The organism is Burkholderia sp. Nafp2/4-1b (assembly GCF_003635165.1).
Classification (GTDB): Bacteria; Pseudomonadota; Gammaproteobacteria; order Burkholderiales; family Burkholderiaceae; genus Burkholderia.
In genome coordinates, this window is sequence record NZ_ML058612.1 from 1 (window position 1) to 24,637 (window position 24,637).

Annotated in this window: 25 protein-coding genes; 7 read left to right on the forward strand and 18 right to left on the reverse strand. The window is 62.7% G+C overall.

What is annotated here, in order from left to right; translation table 11 throughout:
- Positions 1 to 284: 284 nt before the first annotated feature.
- The 4 genes from C7H84_RS21910 to C7H84_RS21925 form a co-directional block, all read right to left on the reverse strand.
- Entirely contained in the window at positions 285 to 812 is a 528-nt protein-coding gene (locus C7H84_RS21910) for a single-stranded DNA-binding protein (protein ID WP_121860757.1), read from the reverse strand.
- Between the two features lie 11 nt (positions 813 to 823).
- Positions 824 to 1,615, reverse strand: coding sequence for a hypothetical protein (locus C7H84_RS21915; protein ID WP_121860758.1), 792 nt, complete (start codon positions 1,613 to 1,615; stop codon positions 824 to 826).
- A complete protein-coding gene (locus tag C7H84_RS21920) occupies positions 1,603 to 2,052 on the reverse strand; it encodes a hypothetical protein (protein ID WP_121860759.1) in 450 nt (149 codons plus the stop codon). The genes C7H84_RS21915 and C7H84_RS21920 overlap by 13 nt, the downstream gene beginning before the upstream one ends.
- Positions 2,053 to 2,171: 119 nt before the next feature.
- Positions 2,172 to 2,498, reverse strand: a complete 327-nt coding sequence (locus C7H84_RS21925; protein ID WP_121860760.1) for a hypothetical protein — start codon at positions 2,496 to 2,498, stop codon at positions 2,172 to 2,174.
- Between the two features lie 369 nt (positions 2,499 to 2,867).
- Here C7H84_RS21925 and C7H84_RS21930 point away from each other — a divergent pair, with 369 nt between their 5' ends.
- From C7H84_RS21930 to C7H84_RS21960, 7 genes are all read left to right on the forward strand, one after another.
- On the forward strand, positions 2,868 to 3,620 hold the full coding sequence (locus C7H84_RS21930; RefSeq protein ID WP_240462069.1) for a nuclease-related domain-containing protein: 753 nt from the start codon (positions 2,868 to 2,870) through the stop codon (positions 3,618 to 3,620).
- 229 nt (positions 3,621 to 3,849) lie between these two features.
- Positions 3,850 to 4,287 carry a hypothetical protein gene (locus C7H84_RS21935; RefSeq protein ID WP_121860761.1) on the forward strand — a complete coding sequence of 146 codons (438 nt, stop codon included), beginning with the start codon at positions 3,850 to 3,852 and terminating at the stop codon, positions 4,285 to 4,287.
- A 4-nt stretch (positions 4,288 to 4,291) separates the two neighbouring features.
- Positions 4,292 to 5,542, forward strand: a complete 1,251-nt coding sequence (locus C7H84_RS21940) for a hypothetical protein (RefSeq protein WP_121860762.1) — start codon at positions 4,292 to 4,294, stop codon at positions 5,540 to 5,542.
- Between the two features lie 51 nt (positions 5,543 to 5,593).
- Positions 5,594 to 6,796 carry a FlhC family transcriptional regulator gene (locus tag C7H84_RS21945; RefSeq protein WP_121860763.1) on the forward strand — a complete coding sequence of 401 codons (1,203 nt, stop codon included), beginning with the start codon at positions 5,594 to 5,596 and terminating at the stop codon, positions 6,794 to 6,796.
- The gene (locus C7H84_RS21950; RefSeq protein WP_121860764.1) at positions 6,783 to 6,962 is read left to right on the forward strand and encodes a hypothetical protein; all 180 of its coding nucleotides are present in this window, start codon (positions 6,783 to 6,785) and stop codon (positions 6,960 to 6,962) included. The genes C7H84_RS21945 and C7H84_RS21950 overlap by 14 nt, the downstream gene beginning before the upstream one ends.
- Before the next feature lie 12 nt (positions 6,963 to 6,974).
- Entirely contained in the window at positions 6,975 to 7,340 is a 366-nt protein-coding gene (locus C7H84_RS21955) for a hypothetical protein (protein ID WP_121860765.1), read from the forward strand.
- 413 nt (positions 7,341 to 7,753) lie between these two features.
- Positions 7,754 to 8,770, forward strand: coding sequence for a CAP domain-containing protein (locus tag C7H84_RS21960; protein WP_121860766.1), 1,017 nt, complete (start codon positions 7,754 to 7,756; stop codon positions 8,768 to 8,770).
- Positions 8,771 to 9,426: 656 nt separating this feature from the next.
- Here C7H84_RS21960 and C7H84_RS21970 read toward each other — a convergent pair.
- Genes C7H84_RS21970 through C7H84_RS22035 form a run of 14 tightly spaced genes read right to left on the reverse strand, consistent with a single transcriptional unit; the run spans position 9,427 to position 24,089 of the window.
- Positions 9,427 to 10,644: a hypothetical protein gene (locus tag C7H84_RS21970; protein WP_121860767.1), complete on the reverse strand. Its 1,218-nt coding sequence runs from the start codon at positions 10,642 to 10,644 to the stop codon at positions 9,427 to 9,429.
- 9 nt (positions 10,645 to 10,653) lie between these two features.
- Complete coding sequence (locus C7H84_RS21975) at positions 10,654 to 11,247, reverse strand: type 4 pilus major pilin (RefSeq protein WP_121860768.1); 594 nt, start codon at positions 11,245 to 11,247, stop codon at positions 10,654 to 10,656.
- Positions 11,248 to 11,255: 8 nt separating this feature from the next.
- Positions 11,256 to 12,389 (reverse strand): type II secretion system protein, encoded by a 1,134-nt coding sequence (locus C7H84_RS21980; protein WP_121860769.1) that lies wholly within the window; start codon positions 12,387 to 12,389, stop codon positions 11,256 to 11,258.
- Complete coding sequence (locus C7H84_RS21985; protein ID WP_121860770.1) at positions 12,386 to 14,656, reverse strand: ATPase, T2SS/T4P/T4SS family; 2,271 nt, start codon at positions 14,654 to 14,656, stop codon at positions 12,386 to 12,388. The genes C7H84_RS21980 and C7H84_RS21985 overlap by 4 nt, the downstream gene beginning before the upstream one ends.
- Positions 14,653 to 15,231, reverse strand: a complete 579-nt coding sequence (locus C7H84_RS21990) for a hypothetical protein (RefSeq protein ID WP_240462070.1) — start codon at positions 15,229 to 15,231, stop codon at positions 14,653 to 14,655. The genes C7H84_RS21985 and C7H84_RS21990 overlap by 4 nt, the downstream gene beginning before the upstream one ends.
- Positions 15,224 to 16,555, reverse strand: coding sequence for a hypothetical protein (locus tag C7H84_RS21995; RefSeq protein WP_121860772.1), 1,332 nt, complete (start codon positions 16,553 to 16,555; stop codon positions 15,224 to 15,226). Before C7H84_RS21995 ends, C7H84_RS21990 begins: the two co-directional genes overlap by 8 nt.
- A gap of 4 nt (positions 16,556 to 16,559) precedes the next feature.
- Positions 16,560 to 18,167 (reverse strand): type II secretory pathway protein, encoded by a 1,608-nt coding sequence (locus C7H84_RS22000; protein ID WP_121860773.1) that lies wholly within the window; start codon positions 18,165 to 18,167, stop codon positions 16,560 to 16,562.
- Positions 18,168 to 18,172: 5 nt separating this feature from the next.
- The gene (locus C7H84_RS22005) at positions 18,173 to 18,703 is read right to left on the reverse strand and encodes a toxin co-regulated pilus biosynthesis Q family protein (protein WP_121860774.1); all 531 of its coding nucleotides are present in this window, start codon (positions 18,701 to 18,703) and stop codon (positions 18,173 to 18,175) included.
- A 2-nt stretch (positions 18,704 to 18,705) separates the two neighbouring features.
- Positions 18,706 to 19,128 carry a lytic transglycosylase domain-containing protein gene (locus C7H84_RS22010; RefSeq protein ID WP_121860775.1) on the reverse strand — a complete coding sequence of 141 codons (423 nt, stop codon included), beginning with the start codon at positions 19,126 to 19,128 and terminating at the stop codon, positions 18,706 to 18,708.
- Complete coding sequence (locus C7H84_RS22015) at positions 19,125 to 20,423, reverse strand: TrbG/VirB9 family P-type conjugative transfer protein (RefSeq protein ID WP_121860776.1); 1,299 nt, start codon at positions 20,421 to 20,423, stop codon at positions 19,125 to 19,127. Before C7H84_RS22015 ends, C7H84_RS22010 begins: the two co-directional genes overlap by 4 nt.
- Entirely contained in the window at positions 20,420 to 21,229 is an 810-nt protein-coding gene (locus C7H84_RS22020) for a transglycosylase SLT domain-containing protein (protein WP_121860777.1), read from the reverse strand. The genes C7H84_RS22015 and C7H84_RS22020 overlap by 4 nt, the downstream gene beginning before the upstream one ends.
- Complete coding sequence (locus C7H84_RS22025) at positions 21,226 to 22,485, reverse strand: TrbI/VirB10 family protein (protein WP_121860778.1); 1,260 nt, start codon at positions 22,483 to 22,485, stop codon at positions 21,226 to 21,228. Before C7H84_RS22025 ends, C7H84_RS22020 begins: the two co-directional genes overlap by 4 nt.
- 9 nt (positions 22,486 to 22,494) lie before the next feature.
- Positions 22,495 to 23,376 (reverse strand): TrbG/VirB9 family P-type conjugative transfer protein, encoded by an 882-nt coding sequence (locus tag C7H84_RS22030; protein ID WP_121860779.1) that lies wholly within the window; start codon positions 23,374 to 23,376, stop codon positions 22,495 to 22,497.
- Entirely contained in the window at positions 23,373 to 24,089 is a 717-nt protein-coding gene (locus tag C7H84_RS22035) for a type IV secretion system protein (RefSeq protein ID WP_121860780.1), read from the reverse strand. The genes C7H84_RS22030 and C7H84_RS22035 overlap by 4 nt, the downstream gene beginning before the upstream one ends.
- Positions 24,090 to 24,637: the final 548 nt, after the last annotated feature.

Here is a 24,637-nt window from a genome sequence, read left to right on the forward strand (position 1 = left end):
TCAGCCCTTTAGGGAGAGGAGAACGTCAAAGGCACTCTCCTGTTTGGATTGCGGTTTTGGTTGATGCCTGAGACAGGCGTGGAAACGCTTGCTCAACCAGCCGCGCGAGCGCGTCGGCTTGGTTCAGCAACGTCGTGGGATGAACAGAGGGACGAGAAGGTCCGCGTGTGAAGTGCCGGGAGGCACATCACACGAAGGTGAGAGGAAACGGGAGACGCGAAGAGGATGGGTGAGACTTTCCGGGATCAGGACGCAGTCCAAACCCCGCATGGAAAGTCTGGACCTCAGAACGGAATATCGTCGTCCATCTCGTCGAAGCCACCACCACCGTACGACCGCGTCTGATCCGGCGGAGCGGCCACAGGCCGCGGGCCCGAGCCATTCGTTCGAGCCGGCGCGCGGGCCGCATTGGCCGGAGCCGGTCGGTGCTCGCCCTGCTCGAATCCATCGTCGTCGCCATCACGCCGTGCGTTTCCGCCACGGCCGCCGAGCATCTGCATCTGGTCGGCGACAATCTCGGTCGAGTAGCGATCCTGACCGTCCTGCCCCTGCCACTTGCGCGTACGAATCCGACCGTCGATGTACACCGACGAACCCTTCTTTAGGTACTCGCTGACGATCTCAGCCAGACGGCCGAAGAACGCGACGCGGTGCCATTCGGTCATTTCCTTGTACTCGCCGCTCGCCTTGTCCTTGTAGCGATCGGTCGTCGCGAGACGGATGTTCGCCACCGCGTCGCCGCTCGGCAGGTAACGGACTTCAGGATCGGCGCCGAGATTGCCGACGAGGATGACCTTGTTGACAGATGCCATGTACAACTCCTTTATTGAGTAATCGACCAGAGCCACTTGTCCCAAATGACTTGCTGGCCATTCACGATCTTGGGTGAACCATCCGACCGCATGGCCGGCACCTTGATCTTCCTGAGACGTTTGACGCTCACGGTGTCGCCAAGCCGACAACCACATTCCGAGATCGCCTCCTTCAAGCCTTCGCCTTGCAGCGTGCGTTCGCCATACGACGTATCGAGACGGATCGCAAAGGACTTGTAGAAGCGTGAGCCGTTCGAACCACGGTCGGGGAATTCGTCCTCACCCCACCACGTGATGCGACCGACCACGGCCGCAGACTTGGCGGATTCGTCGCGGCGCGATCGCGCCGGACGTCGGGACGAGTCGCGCGGACGCTCGAGCTCATCGGCCGGCGCCACCTCCATCGGCGCAGCCTCGGCTGACGACACATTGGAGCCGGTTGGCAGTTGGACACCGGCCGCACGCCGAATGGCGGTTGCGATCGCATCCTTCAGCGCAGTTCGGTGCTCAGCACGCATCGCCCAATGCGGTTCAAGGTCCGGCAGGATCTTGAGACCGAACATCGTGTCGCCGGTGTGATCGTCGAAAGCCGGTTCGAATTCAACGACACAGTCGCCCTCGTCAACGAACAGGTGGGGAATGCCGTCGATCGTGACGTTGGTCTCGTTCGACGCGCCCTTTCCGACCACGCGCTCGCGATCCGGTGTGCACCCACCCGGCGACGACGGCTCGGTCGGCTTGCGTCCTTCGCCTGGAAACGCATTTGCGAGCACGCGCGTGATGAACATCGCTACGCTTGCCATTGCGCCTCCAGGGACAGTTGCCCGCTACACCAGAGGTTAAGCCGCATGTAGTCGAAGTTGAGCAACGGGTTATCTCGGATCACGTCCTGCATCGAGCGCGACCGGATCCGGCCGAGCGCACAGACGAGCGGATACGGGATCGCGCCGGACCAGAGTTCCATGATCCATCCGAGCGTCGCGTAGTAGTCGGCCTTGTCGACTGGACGATTGCACAGTCGATCCCGGAGGATTTCCGCGCAATCCATCAGCGCTTCCGGCACGCTGTCACCATGGCGGCTGTCGACTGCGAGGGAGAACACCGCTTCGGCCAGCTGCTCGCGAACGTGAGGCGCCCACTGGGATGGGTCGGGGAGCGGGTCGGGTTTCGGTGTGGGGATAACGATCGGCGACGCGTCGCCGAACATGTCGAGCTGCCAGGCAGCCACATGCGGTTCCATGAGAATGCTCCGGTCGTGCCGGGCAACCTCATCTCCGGAAATCGGGAACGGGGTTCCCGGTGGGGGTGAGGCGTTGACCGCGCGAATGGCTTCGCACGGTCAACTGGATGGCAGGCGCCTTACTTGGTGCCCGTCTTGATGGGAATGACGACGGCCGATTTCGCGTACTGCCGCTTCGGTGTCGATTCGGTCGCGTCGTTGGCAGCAGGTACTTTTGCGGCGCGATGCAACTGTTCAGAAGCGTCCGACCCAGCCGGACGCTCGGCAGCTTCGGGCGTTTGCGCCGCCCGTCGACGTTTGTCGAATTCCGTCTTCACCCAATGGGCAACTGCCAGCATCACGATGCCGGCAACGAAGAACGACGTGGTCGCGATATACAGCACCAGGCAAAGCGCCAGCAACTTGAACGGCGATTTGAATGCGCCCTTGAACAGTAGCGTCAACATCTCTCTCTCCAGAAAAGTCATATACAGAAGGATGCCCGGACAACGTCCGGCGGTTTCGATGCTCGAGACGAGCAAGGAAATCGGCGCGAAGCGCTTTCGTGCGCGGCCGCGAGGCCCGCGCACGAAAATGCTCGGCGTCGATCAGGAAAGGATGCGGGCAGGCCGCAAGAGGCGAGACCGTTAGGTCCGGCAGGTCGATGCGTCGGAAAAACGCGTAATAGGCCTAGCGTATCGGGTTCGCGCACGGCGGGTCGCCCAAATGATCGGCAATCGCGTACAGCTTTGGCAGAGCCCGCCCAGTTCAACCGGTTGAGGGGCTTAACCCGGAAAGCTCCAGAAAATCGTATAGCTTTTGCCGGTCCCGAAGACTTGACTTCGCAAATCGCGCGGCAGACTGAAAGCGTCACTCACTTCAAGGCGCTCATCATGTTTTCCATTTTAATTGTCGCGTTCATCGGCGGGTCGCTCTACATCGCGTTTCGCAAGCAGCGCCCCGCTCAACCGAGCAAGCCGCCCGTGTCGCGCAGCCACGCATCGGGCGACGCCGGCGAAGCGCGCGTGCGCACGGAACTGGACTGCGTGCTCTCGTGGCTCTGCGGCGACGATTACTACGTGCATCCGACGGCCTTGCTGCTGAATCACGCGCCTGGTACGGATTTTCCGACCGCCGAGGTCGACCATCTCGTCGTCGCGCCGTTCGGAATTTTCGTAGTCGAAACTAAACACTGGTCCGCTCGCATCGCACCGGGCAGCGACGCGACCAAGTTGTTGTGTCATCTGCCCGGCGGCAGGCTCGAGGAACGGCGCTCACCGCTGAACCAGAACCGGTCAAAGGTTGCATTCCTGCGCAGCATGCTGCCCGCTATGTGGGATGTTCACGGTGTCGGCGTGTTTTCCAGCGACGTCTGCACGCTGTCGCCGGCGCTGCCCATCGATCTGATTCGTGCTTCGGACCTGGGTCACTGGCTGCGCGAGAAGAAGAATCGACCCGCGCTCTCCGGCCGGCCTTCGATCAGGGTCCAGGTTGCCCGCGACGCGATTCGCCGCCTCAGCGTTGACGATCCAACAGGGGCGGCTATCGAAATCCATCGCCGCAAAATTCAGCAATCTTTACCTACCTGAGGAAGCGCTCCTAATGTTTCGGTCAATTCTGCCGACAAATTCATAATCCGTAACAATTCGAGCCCGTTTGAAAGCGGGGTGGTTTCGTGCAGCTTTTCGCCAGGACTAGATGAAAACGCGGCGTATGCTGGGTTCGCCACCCGCCCAAACTACTTGCCGCCATTGACGCGCAGCCGAGGAATCCGACTGCGCCGGCAATGGCTCCAACCGGACATTTCGGAGAGGAAACGTGTCCAACCATCCGTCCAAGAAACCCCGCCTCGACGAGGCATCTGCATCGACCCGAGACGACGCGTGCAGTCCCCTCGACCCGCGATGGGGTCGTGATGCGACCGTGCAGCGCGAACAGCAAGAGGCCGCCGGCCCGTCTTTGGCGAGTCTCTCCACCGATATCCTCAACGGCGTGATCCGCCATAGCGAGGAAGTGGCGTCGATTCTGGGCAGCAAGCTGCAGGAGTACCTGCGCATCGGCTACCACTTCTCCGCCATCCGCGATGCCGTCGTCAGTTCTTACGTCGTCCAGCATGGCGATACCCCCACGACGCGCGAAAGCGCGCGGAAGGTCGCCTACGATTTTCTGACGCGGGAATTCCACAAGCCGAACACTACCGTCCGGCTCTATATCCGCTGCTACGAGAAGCTGGCGAGCAACATCGCATTGGGGTGAACACGTGTCCAAGAATCTGCCCAAACCCATCCAGTCCGACGACGATTTCAACCCGACCGTTCCTGACGGCGGCCGCGCGCCTGCCGACGACGTCGAATCGAGTGCCGATCTGACGGCGAACTTCGCCCACATTCCGACCCAGCTCGAGCTCGGCACCGCCGCACGGGAAATGTTCGCCGGCCTACCCGACTCGCTGATTCGCACGATCATCGAGGAGAGCGAGGAAGTCGCGCACTCGACTCGCAAGATCCTGCTCGAGCACATGCGGATCGGCGGCAACTTCGTGCACATCCTCACGGGCGTTGTGGGTCATGAGGTGACGCACAAAGGTGACACCGTCGCCGTGCGCAATCGCGCGAAGGAACTCGTCTACGACTACCTGACGAAAGTGTTTCGCAAGTCGAAGTCGTCGGTTCGGCTGTACATCCGCTGTTACGAGAAGTTCGCGAACAACATGCGCGCCGTCGAGATCCTCTCGCACAGCGACATGGCGCTGCTGGTCGGTAACGACATTGGCAACGAGGTGGTCGACATGGTCATCGACGCCAAAAGCGAGAACCCGAATCTGAGCAAGCGGCAAGTCGAGCAGCTCATCGCGAACTTCCAGGACAAGCTCGCCGAGAAGGCCAACCAGGTTGAAATGGTCACGACCGACCTGGCGAATACGGTCGGCCGGCTTGATGATGCCCAGGCGGAAATCGATCGCCTTGCGGCGGAACTTGATCGAACGCGGCAAGAACAAGCCCGCGAGCGAGAGAGCTCGCAAGCCACGTCCGTCGAGTTGGCGAACGTGAGCAAGCAGGTCAGCACGCTACAGCACGAACTGGCGAAGCGAGAGCACGAAGTCAAGCAGATAACACACGACTTTGCCCACCTGAAGGCCAACCCGCTAAAGGAACAGGTGCCGGTCCCGACGGTTCCTGACGAATTCACGAACCTCGAAGATGCGCTCGCAACCAAGCTCGCTGAAGTGAAGGAAGCGCGCGCCAGTCTCGAATCCATTCAGGCGGAAAAAGAGGCGCTCGAAAGCGAACTCCAGCAGCAAAAGGCGGCGCTCGAGGCTGGTGAAGCACTGGAAAAGAAGATCCGGGCGCTGATCGAGAAGTTCGGCGCATTCGCCGAGGACTACCACAGCGCGCAGTTGCTGGCGACCGCGGACGGCCGTCCCGCGCGCTTCCAGCCGCTGTTTGTGGCGCTCGGCGACCTGATCGGCAAGTTTCATGGGGAAGTGATGGCTGCGACACGCGCAGCATGATGGTTCGGGAGCGGCCGCTCCCGAATTGGCAGGGAATCGAGAGAACTACAAATGGAAAAGAAGAATGCCCGGGAGACCTACCGGTCCGTCGAACGCCTTTACGTGCCTCAATGGCTGACGGAACGAATCCAGGTCACGAATTTCGATCTGGTCGACCACATGAAGTGGCTGCTCCAGAAAGACGGTCGGTTTAACGAGATCCTCGCCGTCGAGCGCAAGGAAATCGAGCACTTCAAGCACAACGAGTCGTCGCTGCGCAATTTGCTCCACACGCCGTTCCTGATGGTCGCGCCGACGCTGCAAACGGTGGAGGACTGGCGCTGCTTCATCGACGAGACCGCGACGACCGTCGCGGTCGACGAACTGCGCCGCAAACTGCCGGAGCTGGATGCGCTATCGACGTACTCCGTGCAACAGCACAACCGCATGTTCCTGGACCTCGTCACGAGCGTGATCCACATGAGCGTACTCGCGGCGCCCCTGCTCGGCATTACGACCGAGGTGGCCGCCTATCTCGTGTCGGTGCCGACTTACAAGCTGCGCCTTGCACTCGGGCGTATGCGTGGTTTGCCACTGTTCCGCTGGCGTTTCAATGCGCCGACCTTCTGGTATCAGTTCACGGCAAGCACGTTGACCGACGAAATGGTCGCGCACCTGATCATGGAAACCTCGCCGATTCGCGTCGGGGAACTGCCCAGCAAGGCGGGTTGGAGCGAGCTGCGCCTGCCGCGTGAACGCAACGAAACCTACGCATACGCAATGATGGCCTACGGGTGCCGGGCGTCCACGGCCGCGGCCCTGTTCCGCCTGAACCAGAACGCGATGCGCCAGCGCTACTTCGAGATGCACGGTGTCAGCTCCCCTTGCGGGAACGTGCCGACGTCACTGACGTGGTTCGTCGAGACGCCGCACAACCGGCTGCATGCCACTTTCTACACGTGGCTGTACCGCGCGGCGCTCGCCGCGGGTGGGAACGCGCCGGAGGCGCTGATCGCGACAAACGACATCTATCAGCAACTGTTCGGCGGCAAGCCGGATATTTCTGCGGATCGCGGCTGCAACCTGACCCGTTCGATGGCGGCCGATTCACGCCTCACGATCGCCCCGTGCCGCACGTGCCGAACTCATTATGTGGTCAGCAACAACGACGCCAAGATCGAGATGCATCAAAGCTTCGATTGCCCGGCCTGCAACCGGCAACTTGGCGAGAAGAAGCGTCACGCACGTGCACGGGCTGTCCATGGGAAGTCGTGAGCAAGAGCCATCGCTGCCGACAGGTTTCGTCGTGTTCAGTGCGGACGGCCGTGCGCAGTTCGGTTGGCTGAATCCTGAAACCGAGCAGTACTGGTCCGAGGCAACCGGCGAGGTGATCAGGGATGCGGTCGGCGCGGTACCGTGGGTGGCGGATCGCGTGCACTGATGGAGCTCTGCGATGGACGATTACGCTTATCTAGCGGCCGAGAGCAACGCCGCGTGGCTTTCCGGCCGAGGTGACGGGCGCTTCGAGCGCTACGAGCAGTTCTATCGCACGCAGTGTGGCGGAGGTGCCGACGGGTTCGACCTCGAGCGAACCAACGAGGAATATGTCGCATGGGTCCATCGCCAGCCTCCGCGCCTGTTCGCTTTACTGGCCAAACCCGTGGTCGGCAAAGTGTTCGTCGCGTTCTTCTGCGTGTACATGGCCGCCCAATTCGTCCCGATGATGGCGGGACAGGCACCGCGCGCCAGCGGCGTACTACTCGGCGCGACCTTTGTCGGCCTTCGAATCTTCCACTGGCGACACCGCAAACGAAGGTGACTGGTCCGGCTGATGCCCGCCCACGTGGCGGGCTTTTTCTTGAACACTGCTTTGGCGCCGACCTGGTCTGGACGCACCTCGAAAAGGGGTTCTGCCAAGACACGCATGCTGGTTCGGGCGTCTGGCGATACCATGGCGGGCGAAGTTCTACTGAACCCGTGGAGACGAACAAACCGAATCGAAGACGCTCGTACTGGCATTGGTTGCTGGGCGGGCCAGTGGATTCCACAGTGCCCGCCGTACGCGCGATTCAAGTCCCCAAAAAGGCCGATATCAGGAACTGGCGATCTTTTGGCTCGGTCCGGCCGAACCAAGAATCGACGATCGGCGGCGCAGACTTGACTTCGTCGGGCGATCGATAAGATGAAATTAAGGGTGTGCAACGGGCGCGCCCAACAAACGAGGAACAGCAAATGAAGAAACTCAAGACCACCTCCCTTTCGGCCCTTTCGATCGCGGCACTTCTGGCGCTCGCAGCCTGTGGAGGTGGCGGTGACGGCGGCAGCAGCTCCACGGGCTCGACCGGGAGCGGTTCCGGCTCATCCGGCGGCGGATCGACGCCGGTCGCCGTTACGGGGACACTCGATACGCCGCAGTATGCGCAAGGCAGCGCGCAGCTCGCCGCGTTCAATCTGCTGAACCAATACCGCACGCAATGCGGCTTCCCGGCTCTCAAGCAGAACACCGTGCTTGATCAAGCCGCACAGAATCACGCGAAGTACATGGGCCTCAACAACGTCATCACCGACACTGAAGTTGCAGCCAGCCAAGGCTATACAGGGGGAAGCTACCTTGATCGAGCCGTTGCTGTCGGTTTCCCGAGCAACGTACTTGGTATTGGTGTTAGCGGCGCAGGCAACGCTGTATTCAGCAGCAATTTCTCCGCTACCTTGGCAGGCCAACAGTTCGTGTATTCACTGCTAGGCGGTGTCTATCACGCTGACGTCGCTGCATTTCCCGTCAATATTGGTGGTTTCGGTGAATACGAGACCCAAACTACTTCGGGCTCTAACACCTATACGCTGTCGTGGCAGTCAATCAGCATGCTGAACTCGAGCGCGCAAACTCTCTCGAATGGTCCGAAGACCTTCCCGTGCGATGGAGTTACTGGGGTGCCATACCGCGGACTCAACGAAATCCCAATGCCGCCGAACGTAACGGCCTCGGGATGGGGCACGCCGCTCGTTGTGATGGGCAACCTGACGGACACCGTGGTGTTGCAGTCCGCATCCGTGACCGGGCCGTCCGGTGTGGTTGCCGTTCAAGTGCTGAACGCCAGCACCGATCCGAACAAAGAATTGGGAACCTACCAAGCGGTTGCCTATCCGACGTCGCCTTTGTCTCCGAACACGACATACAGCGTCACGCTTAATGGTACCGTCAATGGCACGGCCTTCTCTCGCAGCTTCAGCTTCACGACCGGCAGCTAAGTACCGACCGGTCCATACAAAAAAGCGCCCAGCTGGGCGCTTTTTTCTTAGTTGCCGGCCTGGTAGCCGTCATACTCCACAATCCAGAGTTGATAGATGGCTCCGTTATCGGTTCTCACGAAGCATGTTGCGTCGTACTGATTGGTTGACAGGTCGCCGTTAATATACGGAGGCCCGATCGCCAGCCCATCGTCCCCGCCCATCGTCGCGACACCCGTTCCGAAGGTGTATGGGTTGAACATACTGTTGGTGAAATGCGCCGTATAGCCCCGCGCTGCGGCGGCTTGATTGCAAATCTGGGCCCAGTTCTTCGTCTGATCCTGGGCGACGGAGGGCGTACATGTCGGCTGCGTCCAGCTCGATCCGGACCACACCGGGGCCGCAACCGTATCGTATCCACTCGGACAAGTCGGCGCTGAAACGTAGTTGCACTGTGGTGCGCTCCATTGCGAACCCTGCCAGACCGAACCTGAAGCCGTAGACCACCCCGGCCCCGTCGAACACTGCGGTTGCGGGATCGGGGCTGAGCGAATGGGGGTCACGCAGGTCGAGTCCTGATTCCCATAGGAACAGCGTGCCGGCCCGGCGAAAACCAGATTCGCCCACGCCGCCGTCGTGAGCACCAAGGCCTTACACAATATTCTCAAGTTCCACTCCTAGTAAGCGCAGTACGTTGTGGCGACAGCGTTGACCCCGATGGGATTACCGCTCCCGTCCGTAATGGCAATCGTCCAGGGGCCCGCGCCGTTGGCATTGAAGTTCAGGGCGGCCGTCGGATCGATGTAGACCCCCTGAGGGGCGAGCAGGACCTCGGGTGTCCCGCCAGCGTTACAACTGGGCGCGGGCACAAACGAGCCGTGGGCGACGACAAATCGCGCGTACTGTTGCCACGACCCGCCAATCGGCAACCATACGCGCGAGCCGCTGATCGGATCTCGCTGACAAGAAAGGACCATCCCCGAGCCGTCAGCCGCCGAGGCGATCCCCGTTCCGGCACACGGATTACGCGGCCACGCCACATTACCGACGGTCGCCGTTCCGGTGATGGTCGCGTTGCCGTTGATGGTCGCCGCGCCGGTGTTGATCGGTGCAGGGGCTGTCCCCGCCGCGTTTTGGACATTCAACGTCCCAGGAGTCCGGATCGCGTTGCTCACCGCCACGTTCGAGGCCGAAAGCGTCGGTGCTGCAATCGTTCCCGTCGCGTCGATGCTGTTGACGTTGTGGAGGCTGACACCATTGACGTTCTGATCGCCCGTCCACGTCAGCGAGCCATCGCGCCGGATGTATACCGAAGTGCCATCCGTCGCAGGTCCATTCGTGGCCATCACGACGGCAGCCGGTGCCCCGGCCAAGGGATTCGATGCATTCCAGGCGCCATTCAACCCATAGACCGTCGACGAATTCTGTGTCTTCGAAAAACCGAACCCGTTGCCGGCTGCCTGCGCGACGACACCTGCGCTCGCGACATCGGGCTGCCCATTCTTCGTGACCGGCTTGGACGGGTAAAACAGATAGGAAACCTGACACGACGATCCGCCCGTCGAGCAGCCGGCCGGCCCGACGCTCATCTGGATCATGTAAGTGCCGCCCCAGATCGGGCCGGCCGCGTAGTTGACCTTCAGATAGCCGCCCGACTGCAGTTGCGCCAAAGTCGGTGGCGTGACTGCAGTCGGCCCCGGCGCGACCAGCTGGGCAACGAGTGCACCGTAGTTGTCCGTCACCCAGTTTCCAAGCGCGGCGTTGATGACCGCCTCATTCTGGCCTTCGGCCGTCAGCATCGCCGTTCGGCGCTTCGCCACGTCATCCTTGATGCCCTGAATGGTCAACAGCGCCATCGCAACGAGGACAATCGCCATCTCGATGATGCTGAACATGGCCGGTCCTTAATTGTCGTGGGTCGCGTACATCGCGATGCTCGCCGTCGCGCCAGCGGATGCACATGCCTGTCCCACCGTCGTCCCGTTGAACGTGGTCGATGGGCCGGAGACCGTCGTGTTGTTGATCTTGACCATCGTGTACGCGCCCGCGACCGCTCCTGCAGCCAGCGTGCACACGGTCGCCGGCACCGAATACGTCAGCACCATTGCGTCGTTGCCCGACGAGACCGTGCCAGGTGCGGCACTGACCGCCCCGCCGAAGATGCCGGTCAAGGTCCCCGATGCGAGATTGACCCGCGACCCTGCCGAATCGAAAGCGTGGTTCTGCGCGAGCGTCGTCAGCGACTCGCCCGAAAAATCGATGTCGCCCGAGGTTGCGTCCTGAATGCCGCTTCGGAACAGCTGAGCCTCGCTCTTGAACTGATGCGCGTGGATACGATCCATCACATAGCCTCGCCCCTGATAGACGATCAAGGCGAGCAGTGCTGCGCCGGCCATCACGGCAGCGGCTTCGATCATCGATAGCTCGCCCTTCTCCTTGCGGCGGCGGACGATTCGGGAATAGGGATTCGTTCGTTTAATCGGCTTGTTGTTGTTCATGATCTTCCTCAGAAAGATTTCGCAGCAGTTGATGGAGCACTGTCGAAGCTCACCGCGCCGGTCGCGACATACGAACCGAGGCCGAGGGTGAGAAACGCGAGCGCGGCAAAGCCCAACAGCACGTAGTGGGTGATCTTCGCGTTGCGGCGCACGGTCTCGACCACCCGGTTGAGCGAGTTCTGGCCGAGATCCTTGATCGATTCGACGAACTGATCGCGCCCAGCCGCGTCGGTCATGATGTCGACCGTCGCTTCCGAGAAGATCCCGGTGTCCAGAGCGCGCATGGGCTGATCGGGATTCGCGGTGAGCCGCGCGCTCATGCGGCGCAGATGCCACCGCAGCCATGGGTCAGCCGACTTCGTCAGTCGGTCCAGCGCGGCGCGTAGCGTGAGGTTCGAATCGAATAGGCCAGCCAACGAGACGATCAGCAGCGCCGCGCGCAAATCACGCCGGTTGCGCCACATCAGGGGCATCGCATCGACCCGGTTGCGGACATGACCGACCCAACGCTTGAGCGTGTGGAAATAGGCGACCACCAGCCCGACCACGACGGCGCCCGTGAGCCACCAGTACTGCGCGCAGAACGTGTCAATCGCATAGATGATCTGGCCCGCGTCAGACCATTGTTCCAGCGGCTTCACGTCGCGCGCCTCCGGCAGAATTTCGGAGCCGAACAACACGCAGAACGCGTACAGATAAACAAGCAGAAAGCCGGGATACGCCATCTGCAACGACGTGGTGGCCGCCAGCACGCCTTTCGCGTGCGCCGCCATCTCGGCGAGTTCGAGTCCGCGTACCGCCGCGTCGTCGCGCGGGGATTGGCCGGCCAGGTCCAGCAATACATATTCGTCGTTCGGGATAAACGACTTGATCGCCGTCGCGAAATCGTCGCCGGCCCGCATGCGCTGCGAGATCTTCTGGAACACCGGCCACACCCAGTTCTTTCGTGCCCGGTGGCGCTGTTCGAGCGTCGTCAGGCGCTCCAGCAGCGTCTCGCTGTTGCGCAGCCCTTTCTTCGCAATGTCCAGCCGCGTTTCCCGATAGAACATCTCGCGCATCTTCTTGAAACGCCAGGTCGCGAGCTTCATCCGTTCACTGGCGGGCAATGCCATGAACATCGAATAAGTGATCGACTTGATCATGACGGCAGCACCCCGCCTTGATCCGCGAACACGCGGTATGTGTCGAACGCGCACATCGATTCGTCGATGAAGCGCGGATCGATGAGGCCGCACGCAGCCTTGTACAGCGCGTGCTCGTAGACCGTCTTGCCGGTCATGTCCGCGTCGCCGAACTCGGTCTTCCGGCTGGTGCGGAACACGCGCTCCGCCCCACGCCAGTCCCGCTCGACCACGCGATCGAGGAACTCGGGCGTCGGCTGATACAACTCCATCGCGAGCGTCTGCCCCTTGATCCCGGCCGCCACCTTGCCCGCCCGCGTGAACAACCCCGGCCGGCGGCAATGCTGGCACCCCTCTTCGTCGCGGCAGGCCATGTTTGATGTGTCGAGCCCGAACTTCGTCTCGAGCGTCGCGAGTTGACGCGGCGACAGGACGTCGCGTGCCGGTCGCTTGCAGTGCGGACACAACTTCGGAATCAGCTTCTGATTGCCGACGGCATTGAGAAACTTCCCGGACGCAACCTCATCCATCGGCAGGTTCAGGCGCCCGCCCACCAAGCGCATGACCGCCCCGATGATGTTGTCCCCGTGCAGCGTCGCGCGCACCGGATGGCCCGTCAGCGCGAGCTCGGCGACGAGGCCGGCGAGCACGGCGTCGCGCACCTCGCCGATCGTCAGATCGTCGGGATCCATGCGCATCAGCGTGCGAATCACTTCCACAATCTTGCGGTTCGCGTCTGCATCCGTCTCGCCCGGACGCCGCTGGAGCGAGATATCGGACAACCACGGCGCCGGCACTTCGGACGGCTCGTTGACGGCGAACTGCTTTTTGAGATCTCGATTGGGCAACAGATACGACAGCGCGCGCAGCAGCGTCGTCTTGCCGGAACCAGTTTCCCCGGTCAGGAACGTCGCTCCACCGCTGACCTTGCCGAGCATCTCGATGATCGCCAGCTGACTGACCTCCAGTCCCATATCCTCCGGGAGCAGGACCTTGTAGTTCTTGAAATTGCCGTCGAGCAGGCGCAGCGCGACATCGAACCCGCCGACGAGCGGCGCGCTCTGCCAGCGGATATTCATGATGTCCATGTGCGCGACGAGCGGAATCGTCGCGGACTGCGGCGCGCTCGGCTGGAACGTCTCCCCCGAGTTGGTATTGCGCTGGACCAGGTCCTGATATGCGGCGGACAGTGCCCGGCGCACCAGTGCCTTCGGCATCTTGCGGTACGAGTACAGATCGCCGTCAACGCGCAGGCGCAGCTCCACATCGTCGGCGTAGTCCCGGTACTCCCAGTGAACGTCACTCGCCCCATAGGCGTGCGCAGCCTCCAGCACGTCGCGGAATGTGCCGATCGCGCGGGACGATTCGGGAACCACGTTGGCCGCGCGCTGTTTCTCCTTGTCGTAGAGCGCGGTGATGACGTCCTCGTCCGCCACCATTTCTTCGTGAACGGCGATATCCGCGCGCGCGAGGTCCTTCAGATACGTCGCGTACAGTTGGCCCTCATGGAAGCGCTGCGTCGTCACGACAATCGAGATCCCCGCCTGCAGTTCGACGGCAATGAACTCGCGGCGCGCCGCATCGGTGATGCGGAGCGCGGCGTTCGGATCGCGCTGGCAGAGAATCCGCTTGAACGTGATCGCCTCGGCGGAAACCAACCGCGGCAGGCCACTCGCAAGCGCCATCGTGGGGGAGTCGACCAGATCGACGCCGATGCGACGAATCGTCGGCGGCTCGTCGGCGGCGGACGTTTGGCGCCGCGTCTCCCCTTCATCCGTGCGAACAGCAGCGTAGGGCGAAGCCTCGGGTACAGGGTCGGTCGCGTCCACCCGATCGGCTTCGCGCGGGGCCGCTGTCGTCTCGACGGCTGCTGGTTGCGAAGCTGGTTGCGAATCCGGTGGATTGACTTGGATCGACGAGGTGCCTTCAACTGAATCGGCGCCATCGATACGCGGGGCGACATCCGCCCGCCCGTCATCACGGATCGGGGCGTCGTCCACGGCAGTGACGTCCTCGATTTCCGCCTGCGCCATCCTCAGACGCATGCCCATCGTCATCGGCTGACCTTCAGCTGCCTGACGGGGATTGACTGGCTTGCTGGTCGACTTGAACCGGGGTTCCCGCGTTTCGAACGAACGCGGCGGTTCATCGGCATCCATGGGAATCTTGCCCACGATGGGCATCGCGGCCGCCGAGTTGTCCACGAAGCTAGGCTTCAACGCCTTGAGCCGACCGAACAGGCCACGCTTGGCCGGTTCCGGCGAATCGAGATCCGCGAACATGCTCATTGTGCACCCCCAATCGGCGTGCCGGGAATCGGGCCGCCAGAAGGCAAAGGCGAAGCCAGATCGATCAACGACCGGACCGAGTTCGTCGACGCGGACGTTACCGGGACGGCGGCACGGATCGGCTCTTTCCAGGTGCGCTTGCCTTCGGCGACCGTGACGGCGTAGCCGTCAACAGCTTTCACGTTCCAGCCGTTGAGCAGCGTCGCGCCGACGCGCGCGGGGTAGATCGCATCCTGAAAGAGATACAACACGTAGGAGCCCGATTCGTCGCGCGATGCACCGAGAAACGAGACCGGTTCGGCTCGCGCATGCGTCGGGGCGGCCGATTTCGCTGCAGGCTTCGCAGGTCCTGACGCAACAGCGCCGCTCGCCACGATGCCGGGCTGCGGCGCTGTCATCCCGACGACGTTCGGCGACAGCGTCGAGGAGCCAGGTGTCCCACCCGACAACTGGCGCACGATACTGGCCCGCGCGACTTGATCGATGTCGTCGATCGACAGTCGAGGCGTCGCCGGTTCCGCAAAAGCGGTCAGGGCCAGTCCGGCGCCCGCCGCGACGAATGCGTGCTTAATCAAGAACAAAATATTTCCCCTTCGCGGTGAAATGGACGCCAAAAGGCGCATCGCCCGTGTCGCTGTTCGTCGTTGCCCCGACACCCTGGTTGAGGCGCAGTTCGACCTTGAGTGATTCGAGCGTCATGTTGGGCGGCAGCTTCGCGAGCAACGACGCCTGCCATCGGAAGCCCTCGATCGTCCAGTCACCCTGCTTGATGATCCAGGCGATGTGGCCGCCCTCTTCCCCCGCTACGGGAGCCGGGATAAGTGGGCGCGTTTCTCCCAGCGTGACGGTGTAGCCGTAGGCGTGGATTTCGAACGGCTGGGATGACATGCGCTGCGGTGGCGTTTGCACCGCCTCGATGAATGTCTGTTCAGACGGCCATTGGGACGATTCCTTCGCCGACAGCACGTCCACCTTCGGAACCGCGGGCCCGCGTGCGTTTGACGTGAGTCCGTCGCGGGAGAATGTCACCGGTCGCATTGCCGCGGTCGCCGCGCTTTCAAAATCGGCAAAGGTGCCGCCCTGCCGCCGGAACGTCATCGTGCAATAGCCAGAGGTCGGGCAGTTCGCTTCCTTGAAGACCCAGCCCTTACGCACCGATTCGTTGCTGCCGACTGCCGTAAGCAGGGCCGGCCCCAGTGCGGACGCACGCGGCAGCGAGCGGGAGAACGTGCTGCGCACGGCGGCCGCGTAGCGCTCCGCATACGTCGGAACGCGCGGCGGCGGTGGTGGCGGCGACAGCGCGTCCATCACCTTCGCGCCACCTACGATGGTCGCGCCCGTGATGAACAGCAGCGGAATCGCGGCCGGGATGGAGACCGGTACTTTCGTGACGCGGCCGGCCTTGCGGTTCCCGAGTAGTTCGCTCGCCTGAAACGGCTCATCGATGTCGCCGATCCGGTCTCCGGCGCCGAGGGTGTTGAGCACCAGGTTGCCTTTGAGACATTCCTGCTCGATCTCGAGACGTCGCGCCTGCGCGGTTTCCGGGGACAACACCTCATCGCTGCGCACCGCGCCCCGCACCACGAACACGGCGTGCACGCGCAAGCCATCCTGCAGCAGCACCAATGCCGCGGCCCGGTTCTTGATTCGGTCATGCAGTGCGACGCGTGCCGCGCCCGAATACAGTCGCGCGCCCTTGACGTCGGCCGATTCGGGCATCGCGAAGCCGCCGATCAGTTCATCGCCGACCTTGTACTCGACGAAATGCGTCGCGCCGAATGCGTCTGCGTAGCGGCGGCGCTCGGCCCGACCGCCTTTGACCGGATAGGCCCGCCAGTCGAGGCCGAAGACGAGCCGCGCGCGCTTGTCGGTCGGTAGGGGTTCCGTGATGTGCATCATCGCGTCACATCGACGGAACGACCGTCGCCTTCAGCATGATGATCTGGAACGTCTTCGACTTGTTCCATGACCCGGTGAGTCCGCCGATGCCCGCATTCGTCGTGCTGTCGGCGTGATCCGTCATCGCACCGTACAAGACAACCGTCTGCCCATCAGACAGCGCGATCGTCTGATCGTCCTTGGTGCCGATGGTGTGCGCCAGCTGGATCTGCTGCTGTGTCTGGCCCGAACCTACCCCCGCGCTGGTGAAGGGGCCGTTCAGCTTCGAACTGTCAGCCCAATACGCGAGCACGATCTGGTTGTGGTCGTTCACCGCCGGCAGCACGTTGACGAAGTCGCCCGTGGTGATCGTGCCCGGCGTCAAGCCCGGAACGCCACCCGACGTCGCGTTCAGCGTGCCGGCTGACGGCGACGTCGAGCGCAAGTAGTCGTCGCTCTGGAACGAGGCGACCGACACTGGCAGCCCGTTGAGCGTCATCTTGGTCATCGTGTTGTCCTGCACGGTGCGGCCGTACTTGTTCAGCGCATTGATCGCCGCGTTCGTGCCAGAGAACGGGGCGTCCGGGCGCAACACCGAGACGCCCACCGAGCCACCGCCCGTTGCCAGCGACGTGGGCGACGCGAAGCTGATCGCGTAGCGCGCGAGACCTGCGTGCATCGCGTTGAATACGACATCCGCGTTCGCGCCCGCCTCGCTGCCCTTGCTCAACGAAATCTGGATCGTGCGGACCGTGACCGCGACCTGCCGCGTGGAGATTGCGTTCTCGTGCTGCAACAGCTTGCCGACGTTGTCCGCAGCCTCTTTCGTGTCGTACACCATCACCAGGCGACTCTGCGGGTTCACGCTGACGCGGCCCATCGGCGACTTCAGCTTGTCGATCTCTGCGGTGATCGAGGCAATCTGATCGAAGTCGCCCTCGCGACCGGTCGAGGTCTGCGCAGAGAACGATCCGGTATTGCCGCCCGAACCGCCGCCGCCGCCGCCCGATTGATTACCGGTCGACGTGTCCATGCCTTTGCTCATCGTCGACTTGATCGAGACTTTGCCGGGGATCGCGGCAATCTGATACATCCGCGTCACGAATCGGGACACGTTGATTGACCCGCCATCGAACGACCAGTCCAGGCCGAGATCGGTGGTCATGTTGCGCATGTACAGGCCGACCTTGCCGGTGAAAGGCTGCCGATAGACAGGCTCTTCGGTCTTCGCTGCGATGTTGCGGGTCTGTGCCTTTCCGTCTCCCTGACCGGGCACCAGCGAATCACGCGGGACGAAGACGTCCGGGCTCAGATGAACCGGATATCCCGTCGCCGTCGAGATCAGCGTCGCGATCTGCCGGATGCCGAGGTTCGCTGGAAGCGTGACGCTTTTCTCGCGGAACACGGCCGGCAACGTGGCCTCATAGGCAAGCGGCACAAGCCGGTCGCCGAGGAACGCGGTCGGCACGTCTTCAACGAGGGCCATCGACTCCGGGCCCTTGGCCAGCGCGTCAGAAATCGTGCGGTGCGCGGCGTCGTAGCTGCTGTTCACGTCCTGCTGCGTCACGGCACAGCCCGACGCCAGCACCGTGGCCGCAACCGCCACGACGGATTTCAATGGGTGCATGCGCATGGTTCTCAGTCCTGGCAATTGCCCGCGCGCACGATCACGCGGATGACTTGATTGGTATGGCGGCACGCGCGCGTCGGCGTGCGCATGTGGTTCGTCGCCTTCATGACCTGTTGCAACACGGAAGTGAAGTCGCCCGTGAAGGTCGCGTTGAATTCCAGCGGCAAGTCGTCGTCGATCTTCCACGCGAGCTGCCAGCCCTGCTGCTGCAACCAACGATCGAGGGCGTCGCGCAGGTTCACGTCCTGCGGCGTCACGGAAAACGTCAGCGTGCTGGGCAGCGATGGTGTGCTCGCACCGGGCAAAACCACAGCGGCGACATCGGCCGAATCCGAGCCGGAAGCGGGCCCCACACTCGCCACGGACGCACTCGCAGGGGTGTTGACCGCCGCCGGCCCCTGCGGCGTGACCTTCGGAACGGAAGCGAGGATCTGCCACCCGTCGGGATCGACGGCTGCACGAACATTCACGGTCGTCACGACCAGGGTCGCGGCAACAAGGGCGCGCGTCAGCGCGCGGGATCGGTGGGTGATCAGCATGGTTATTGGCCCTGCATGAGGCGGCGGTAAATCGCGCTCGCATAGACGAGCTGCTTCGAAGGCGTGACTGCGTTGTACGCACCGACCGCCTTCCAGTTCGGCCCGAATTGCTTGATGTTCGCGGCGAGTATCCACGCGCCGACGTACGCGCTCACGCAGGCGTTGAACAGATGTTCGCGACGAATCCCGTAGTGCGCTAGCTTCGGCAGCCAGGACGAATTGATCTGCATCAGGCCAATGTCCTCGCTGCCATTGGAATTGCGGTTGATCGCGTCGGGGCGCATGCCAGACTCGTGCTGGGCGATTGTGCGCAGCAGCCGCGGATTCAGCCGGTGGTACGTGGCTGCGTCATCGATGCAGTCGGCGCGACACACCGCGGCTGCGCCAAACAGCACGCACGCGAGAATCGAACGAAGGCCGGTCACGATGCCGCCCCTCCCTTCGATTGCGCGACATGCGGTGCCGTTGCGGGCGCGGGAGACGGTGTCGCCGACGGCACCTCCAGATAGGTCACTTCGTGACGACGCTTAACGTTGACCGCATTGTCGTCAGCGGTGACGACGAACTGGTCGTCTGTGCCTTCGAACATGTAGTAGCGACCCTTCTGCTCCCCGATGCCGAGATGACGCGAGTCGGTCACGCCGACCTTCACGACGGATTCCGAGAATTTGAAGTACGTGCGCCCTTCCCGATCGAACACGGCTTCGAGCCGCGCACGGTTTGGCTGATCGAAGTCGTAGACGGTCTTCGCGTCGCGGCTGACTTCGACGCGATGGGACGCGTCAGCCACGACAATGCGCTCGGCGCGATCGATCGTCATCACGTTCGTCGTGGGATCCCAGCCCGGGTGCAATGACTTGCCGCCCGGGGTCACGAAGGTCACGTCCTTGCCCGGCCGCGCGGTGAATCGAATCTGCGTGTGCGTATCGTCGCCATCGCGAATCGCCTGCGCGCCGAACCGTTCGGCCAGCTGCGATACCGGCGCCGGCTGCGCAGAAGCGCTCGCGACGACCGCTTCCAGCCCAGCCTCGTCGGTCCGGCGCTCGCTCGCGGCATAGTTCAGTGCGGCGGACTTCGGCACGTCGCGATGCAACCGGATGTGGCGCGCACCGAAATCGACGTCGGCGTACAGACCGGTCTGCGTCAGCAGCCGATCGAGCGCCTGCAGCCAGTTCTCGCCGTCATGCGTGTCGAACGCCGCCACGTTCGTCAGATCGACGTCCTTTTGGGCGGCACCCGTCCACCCTTGCGGCACCAGCGCCTTCACGACGTTTGCCACGGGCGTTGACGTGTGCAGCGGGCGAACGGGCTCAAGCGCACCGCGCGTGCCGATAATCGTCAGCCGGTTGGTAAAACCGTCAAACCCGGCCGGCTGATCGTCGTGCAGCGCGGCGAGCGTGCCGGTGCCGCCGATGAACGTGTTCGCTTTCTTCCAGCGCGCGGTCGCCGCGCGCCCCGCCACCTTGTAGCCGATTGTCTGCGGCGTGCCGTCGACGACCACGTACGGTCCTTCGTTATGGCCGCCGTCGGCGGTGATGACCTGACCGGCGCGCGGCTGGATATACGTCTTTGCGCCGTCGTTGAAGATCAATGCCGGACGCTCGGCAATGCCGCCCATGATCTCGTAATCGAAATCGAACGGATCGGTGTTTGCTCCGTAGGCGATCCCATAGAAGAGTGCCGCGCATGCGTAAGCGAGGCGTGTGAGCGTGCGCTTCATCGGCGTGCCTCGATCATGGAGAGATGGCGCACGAATCGCGCGAGATAGGCACGACCCGGCGCCGGGTTCGCGCTGTGGTAATAGGCAATCGCCTTCTCCACGGAACCGGTGCGTTCGTAGTTTTCGTTCAGGATCTGCGCGGCCACACGCACATTGGTCGCCGGCGCGAGCGCATCCCAGGCGGAGGCGAAGCGCTTGCCGTGAAAGCACCAATTAATCTGCAACAAGCCGACGTCAAAATCGCACCGGCCCCGCGCGATCAGCATTTCGATCGCCTTGTAAGCGTCCATCCGGGATTTGAAGAACAGGCCCTGGCCGGCGACGTTGAGCGTCCACGGCCAGGGCCGGCCGTTGTAGGCCGATTCGTTCAAAGCGATGCCCGCCAGTACCTTCGGATCAACACTCGTTCGCAGTAGCTCGAACGGTGCCACGGCCGGCGCACATGCCCAGCCACCACGGCCTTCGGTCACGGCGGCTTGCGCGTCGTCCGACAGCACGGCGGGCTGCAACCAACCTCGATCGGCGAGCAGTTGCTCGAGCGAGACATCACGGCCGTCGATCGTCACGGTGATGCCCGTGTCCGGGGCGCTGCGCACCGGTTGCCCGACAAGGGGCGCCGCCCATTCGATGAACGGTTCGAGACCGCAGAAGAACACCGTCTTGCCAGGCAACGAGACAACCTCACGGGCCTTGCCGCTCGAGATCACGACGCTCACCGGGCTGATCACCTGCGAAATCGTGGTCGCTGCGTGCGCGCTCGCGACGCCGCACGCCAGCGATGCAATGAAAAGGAGTCGCTTCATCATGGGCGGTACGGCTCCAGGACCATGTCGCGATTGACTTTGAGCATGAAGTGACGCTCGCCCGGGTCGGACGTGATGGTGGGTGGGATGTTCTGGTAGCGGCCCAGCACGGATTGCGCGGTCTGCGCGGCGACCTGCCCAGCCGTACTGCCGACTTGGGTGACGCCGAGCGGGCCGGTGGTCGTGGAGCTATCGCCCCCATCGAAGCGACGTAGCAGGATGGCGGTCAGGAACGACGCCCCGTAGATCTTGAGGAAGTGGTTGTTGACATGCCCGGAGAACCCGGCGGCCCCATTGCCGTCAGCACCCTGCGCGCCGAAGAGCGGCACGTGCTTACCGTTCGGCAGGCGCATTTCAGCGCCGGCGACAAGGATCGACTCCTGACCGGGTTGTACGTCCGAGCTGTATGGCGCGGTAATGGTCGTGCCCCACGGGATCACGAGGCAGGTGCCGGTGAGGCTGTCATAGACATCGCGCTCGACGACGAGCGAAGCGGTACCGGGACGATCGGAGTTGAGCGCCTCCGCCGACAGCACGGGGATCTTGGCAGGCGGCGACAATGTACAGCCGCGCGACTGGCCCACGAAGCCGGTACGAGGAAAATCTCGACCGTTCTCGCTTTGCAAGGCGACGGTGTGCATGAACTCGTTATCGCGTTGCTGCGTCGTCATGGCGCCAGGCGCTTGCCCGCCCTTGGCGGCGGCCGTAGCCTGCGCGATCGCGGCGTTCGTCGCCGCCTCTTGCGCGGCCGCTTGCTGCAGCATCTGCTGCGGCGTCACAACACCGTTTGGCATTTGCTGTTGCTGCTGGGCATTGGCGGCCGGCGTTTTCAGGCCATCCTTGAAAATGGGCGAGGCGTAGATATTGTCCTCAGCCGTTTTCGCCTTCAGGTCCGTGTTGCCTTGATCCGGTACGAGCGAATCCGCCGAGAGATTCGGCTTCTTGTCGGCGACCGGCGCGGAAGCGGCACGCGCGGCCGCTTCGGAGGCTGCGCGTCGCGCAGCGGCCTGCTGATCGGCAATGATCTTGTCAACGTCTTCCGGACGATTGCTCTTGTCGATGCCCTCGGCCGCGCGCTCCTTCTTGAGCCGGAGCGCCTCTTCATCGGCCTTGCGACTGTCCTGCGTCTGGTAGTAGAAGCCGATCGCGCCAATTGCGATGGCGGCGATGCTGCCCACCGCGATCAGGGCGTTACGCGGTACCTTACCCTTGACGAGCGAGGCTTGTTCCGGCGACAACGTGTCGGTCTGTTTGGCCATGTTGCGCGCTCAGAAACCAAACAGGCCGCGGCGGCCACGCTTGATCGTGACCACTTCGCCCGCGCGCGTCAGCGTGATTTCATCCGCCAGCTGCTGGACAACGATGTACGGCCCACGCCGGATAAAGTTGGGGCTAACGATGTCGCCGCCCTCCCTTACCGTGGGCACCGCGAACGGCGCGTTCTGCGGCAAGCGAATCCAGACGAACCTGCCGTCGTCGAACACGGTCTCCGGCTTGATAGCGCCGGACCCGGACACGGTGTACTCGAAATTCAGCTTGTCGGGCGTCACGCCGATTGGGCCGGTGTCGGTTTGCGAAGCGACACCGGACAGGCTGCCTTCCGCGCCGTCACTGCCACCGACCTCGCGCGCACGGACTTTCGCCATCAGCGAATTCGGATAGTTGAAGCGCACTGACTGGTAGAACAGGCCGCCGACCGGCGACGACACGAGCGTCATGTCGTACTCGCGCATGTTGGTGGTCAAATGCAGCGTGTTCACGAGCCCCGGTTTGGTCGGCTTCACGAAAACGTGATTCGCTCCGTCGGTATCGATCATCCATTGGATGGAGTCACCGAGCGCGGGCTCGGCGGTCAGCACCTCGCCGCGCGCGAGCTCGATCGTTGTCACCTTGAGCGGTGCCGTCATGACGCGGAAGATCTGGTCGCGGCTGTACTGAAACACGGCCATGCGGGCATCGCCTGGCATGGTGATCGGATCGCTGCCCGAGTTGTATGGATTCACCGGACTCATTGGATCGCCGATGATCGTCGCAAGATCGGAGTTCGGGGTCGGCGGGGGCACTGGCGCCGCGGGCTTTGCAGCAAGAGCGCTGCCCGTCGCGATCATTGCGCACACGCCGCACGCAGCAAGGGTGCGGAGTCGTTTCATGCGGCGGTCTTCTGCAGTGTCCAGAACGGGTAATAGACACCGAACGGGTTGTTACCGAGCGCGTCCTCTTGGGTCGGCGCAACGATCTGGTAGCGCACCGTGAGCGCGTAACGCACAACTACGGGCTTGTCCGACGGCATCTGGGTGGTGGACGTGGTGAATTCGATGATTGCGGTGGAGTCCTCGAGGAGGGACACGTTGGTCACGCGGGACTCACGTACGAGCTTCGGATTCGTCGTGATTTGCTGGAACGGCGCGTCCTGCTTCAACCAGTCGGCAAACTGATTGCGCGCGTTGCCAGTCATCTGCTGCTTGACCGCGTTGATGTTCCTGGCCATGCGCGATGACTGGATGTCATCAGTCAACACCGGCTCGATCGTGAACCAGCGTTCGACGGTTTCGCGCAGGGCCTTCCGCTTTGCCTGGTCGTCTGGCTTATACGAGGTCAGTTGCGTCACGATGGGGTTGCCACCGGCATCTGACGAGACACCGTACGCCTTGACCACGGAAGGCGCCGGATTGCGCGTGTACACGGCCCCGCCCGCTACAATCGCAAGGAGGAAACAGAAGGTTTTCCAATGGTTGGCCTCCACGCGCAAGCGCGTGGACTGATCGAAGATGATCTGCTCAGGATCTTCGTTCGAATAGAAGCCGGGCGCAGGCGACAAGGCGACCTGTTTCTTGCTTCGCGGAAAGAGTCGGGGGAAACGCATCGCGGTTGTTCCAATTGGCTCGGGTCCATTGAAACAGCCGGAGAAACGATGCATCGCGGCAAAAGAGCCGCGATTTCACGCACCTTTCGAGCGGGCCTCGATCAGGCAGGAACGGCCGCCGGAAGAGTGCAACCGGTTGAGGGTCTTCAGCCGGAAAGCTCACGCAAAAGATGCTTCTTTTCGGCGCACGCTTGACGAGTATTCCGGTAGCGTCTTCTTCCCCCCACCGCCCGCGCTGAATAGACCCGCGTGTGGTGGAAATTGCTAGAATCACTCGCGGTTCTACGCGTTCTACGAAAAAACTCTACGCCTTTCCTTGAAATATCAGGTACTTGGGTGTATGTGACCCTCAACCGGTTAAAGGGCAATCTTGTCGACCAACCTTTCACCTGCCTCGGATTTGAACGTCGGAATCACGGTTACGACCGCGAGGCCCACGTCTGGTGATGATCTGGAGCGCTTTGTCAGCGAACACTCGAGGCTGCGCGAGCGCGGCGCCTCAGCGATCGAGCTGGGCCTGTTTTATCAACTCGGATTGACCCAAGGCG

Coding starts and splice junctions, on each gene's coding strand:
- C7H84_RS21910 (WP_121860757.1), bottom strand. CDS start 812: ATGGCATCTGTCAACAAGGTCATCCTCGTCGGCAATCTCGGCGCCGAT.
- C7H84_RS21915 (WP_121860758.1), bottom strand. CDS start 1,615: ATGGCAAGCGTAGCGATGTTCATCACGCGCGTGCTCGCAAATGCGTTT.
- C7H84_RS21920 (WP_121860759.1), bottom strand. CDS start 2,052: ATGGAACCGCATGTGGCTGCCTGGCAGCTCGACATGTTCGGCGACGCG.
- C7H84_RS21925 (WP_121860760.1), bottom strand. CDS start 2,498: ATGTTGACGCTACTGTTCAAGGGCGCATTCAAATCGCCGTTCAAGTTG.
- C7H84_RS21945 (WP_121860763.1), top strand. CDS start 5,594: ATGGAAAAGAAGAATGCCCGGGAGACCTACCGGTCCGTCGAACGCCTT.
- C7H84_RS21950 (WP_121860764.1), top strand. CDS start 6,783: ATGGGAAGTCGTGAGCAAGAGCCATCGCTGCCGACAGGTTTCGTCGTG.
- C7H84_RS21955 (WP_121860765.1), top strand. CDS start 6,975: ATGGACGATTACGCTTATCTAGCGGCCGAGAGCAACGCCGCGTGGCTT.
- C7H84_RS21960 (WP_121860766.1), top strand. CDS start 7,754: ATGAAGAAACTCAAGACCACCTCCCTTTCGGCCCTTTCGATCGCGGCA.
- C7H84_RS21970 (WP_121860767.1), bottom strand. CDS start 10,644: ATGTTCAGCATCATCGAGATGGCGATTGTCCTCGTTGCGATGGCGCTG.
- C7H84_RS21975 (WP_121860768.1), bottom strand. CDS start 11,247: ATGAACAACAACAAGCCGATTAAACGAACGAATCCCTATTCCCGAATC.
- C7H84_RS21980 (WP_121860769.1), bottom strand. CDS start 12,389: ATGATCAAGTCGATCACTTATTCGATGTTCATGGCATTGCCCGCCAGT.
- C7H84_RS21985 (WP_121860770.1), bottom strand. CDS start 14,656: ATGAGCATGTTCGCGGATCTCGATTCGCCGGAACCGGCCAAGCGTGGC.
- C7H84_RS21995 (WP_121860772.1), bottom strand. CDS start 16,555: ATGATGCACATCACGGAACCCCTACCGACCGACAAGCGCGCGCGGCTC.
- C7H84_RS22000 (WP_121860773.1), bottom strand. CDS start 18,167: ATGCGCATGCACCCATTGAAATCCGTCGTGGCGGTTGCGGCCACGGTG.
- C7H84_RS22005 (WP_121860774.1), bottom strand. CDS start 18,703: ATGCTGATCACCCACCGATCCCGCGCGCTGACGCGCGCCCTTGTTGCC.
- C7H84_RS22015 (WP_121860776.1), bottom strand. CDS start 20,423: ATGAAGCGCACGCTCACACGCCTCGCTTACGCATGCGCGGCACTCTTC.
- C7H84_RS22020 (WP_121860777.1), bottom strand. CDS start 21,229: ATGATGAAGCGACTCCTTTTCATTGCATCGCTGGCGTGCGGCGTCGCG.
- C7H84_RS22025 (WP_121860778.1), bottom strand. CDS start 22,485: ATGGCCAAACAGACCGACACGTTGTCGCCGGAACAAGCCTCGCTCGTC.
- C7H84_RS22030 (WP_121860779.1), bottom strand. CDS start 23,376: ATGAAACGACTCCGCACCCTTGCTGCGTGCGGCGTGTGCGCAATGATC.
- C7H84_RS22035 (WP_121860780.1), bottom strand. CDS start 24,089: ATGCGTTTCCCCCGACTCTTTCCGCGAAGCAAGAAACAGGTCGCCTTG.